We start from the raw sequence: 2,118 nt of genomic DNA, 5'->3' as shown, positions 1-2,118 counted from the left end.
TAACGGATGCGTGTGGAAACACAATCAATGTGACTCAAAATTTAATCAGAACGATTGATACTACTGCTCCTGTATTTGTTGAGACTTCACCAGGGAATGTAACTGTTCAATGTGGTGCTATTCCAACTGCTGCTACGTTAACCGCTACTGATAATTGTGGTGATGCTACTGTAACTTATAATCAAACAACTACTCCAGGATTATGTGCCGGTGCTTATACACTAACCCGTATTTGGACTGCGAAAGATGCTTGTGGTCTTACTACAATACATACTCAAATTGTAACTGTTGAAGATACAACGGCTCCTGTTTTTGTTGAAACTTTACCAGCGAATGTAACTGTTCAATGTGGTGCTATTCCAACTGCTGCTACGTTAACCGCTACTGATAATTGTGGTGATGCTACTGTAACTTACAATCAAACAACTACTCCAGGATTATGTACTGGTGCTTATTCATTAACGCGTATTTGGACTGCGAAAGACGCTTGTGGTCTTACTACAACACATACTCAAATCGTTACTGTTGAAGATACAACGGCTCCTGTATTTGTTGAAACTATACCAGCAAATGTAACTGTTCAATGTGGCGTTATTCCAGCTGCTGCTACGTTAACCGCTACTGATAATTGTAGTGATGCTACTGTAACTTACAGTCAAACTACCACTTCAGGGTTATGTGCCGGTTCTTATACACTAACGCGTACATGGACTGCTACTGATGTTTGTGGAAATAAATCAACAGCTTCACAAATAATTAATGTAATTGATACTACTGGTCCTACTACAACTACTGCGTTCAATTCAACAGTAAATGTTAATTGTAATGCAATTCCAGTAAAACCTGAACTTGTATTTATAGACAATTGTTCTGTTGTTACAACAGCCGTATATACAGAAACAATTATTAACAAAACTGATAATTCCTATTCAATTGTTAGAAAATGGTCTGTTGCAGATACTTGTGGAAATACATCTGAGTTTATTCAAAACATCAATGTTACTAATCCTAATAGTATTGTCATTATAAGCAGTTCAGTTTGTAATAGCGGAGAAATTACAACTGCCAATTTAAGAGAACTTTTACCTGTGGGTACACCTACAAATGGAATTTGGATAGATGTAAATAATTCTGGTTCATTACAAGGTGACATTCTTAATGCTTCGGGGCTTACTGGTGGAAATTATACATTTGAATATAAAATTAACAATGCTTGCTCAGAAACTATAAGAATTATAATGACTATAGATACTGATTGTGGCAGTATTGTATTAGCTTGTGGAACTGTATTGGTTCACAACGCTTTTTCTCCAAATGGAGATGGAATTAATGAGGTATTTGTAATTGACAATATTGATGATACTGTATGTTATCCAGATAACACTGTTGAAATTTATAACCGTTGGGGTGTATTGGTTTTTGAAACCAAAGGATATAACAATACCGATAAAGCCTTTAAAGGGTTTTCTGAAGGTAGAGCAACTATTAGTAAATCATCAGGATTACCAACCGGTACTTACTTTTACATCTTAAATTATACTTCGGTTGATAATGATGGAAAAATTATACTGAATAAAAAAGACGGGTATTTATACCTTACTAAATAATCAAATTTATACCTGAGGACAAAAAGTCCTCAGGTATAATAACGACAACAGCAATAGCCCTATTTCAACTAACTGATAACAGTTATCAAATTTATCAACTGACCTACCGAATTCTTACAAATGAATCCGATAGATAATTTAAAATAATAAACAGCTACTATGAAAACAAAATTATTCTCTTTCGTTTTGATGTTTACAGCCATAGTAAGTTTTGCGCAACAAGATGCGCAATTTACTCAGTATATGTACAACACCATAAATATTAATCCCGCTTATGCAGGATCTAGAGGTGCGTTAAGTATTTTTGCATTACACCGTACACAATGGGTAGGATTAGATGGTGCTCCGGTGACTAATGCCGTGTCTGTAAATACTCCCCTTAACGCAACTAATTTAGGATTGGGGGTATCAATTATAAATGATAAAATTGGGCCAACTAAAGAGAATACAATATCGGCTGATTTATCTTACACCGTTCCAACTTCTGAAACTTTTAAGCTATCTTTTGGTG

2 protein-coding genes are annotated in these 2,118 nt (G+C 35.1%); both read left to right on the top strand.

The features are described 5' to 3' along the window. Positions 1 to 1,607: gliding motility-associated C-terminal domain-containing protein (locus tag E0I61_RS16205; RefSeq protein WP_132072662.1), on the top strand; the 1,607-nt coding region annotated here is incomplete at its 5' end. A 159-nt stretch (positions 1,608 to 1,766) separates the two neighbouring features. Beyond that, the coding region (locus E0I61_RS16200; protein ID WP_131998516.1) for a PorP/SprF family type IX secretion system membrane protein at positions 1,767 to 2,118 on the top strand (352 nt) is incomplete at its 3' end.

Source organism: Flavobacterium ranwuense (genome assembly GCF_004349315.1).
Taxonomy (GTDB): domain Bacteria; phylum Bacteroidota; class Bacteroidia; order Flavobacteriales; family Flavobacteriaceae; genus Flavobacterium; species Flavobacterium ranwuense.
Note: the sequence above shows the minus strand (reverse complement) of the source record. Positions and strands in the feature narration are given on the sequence as shown.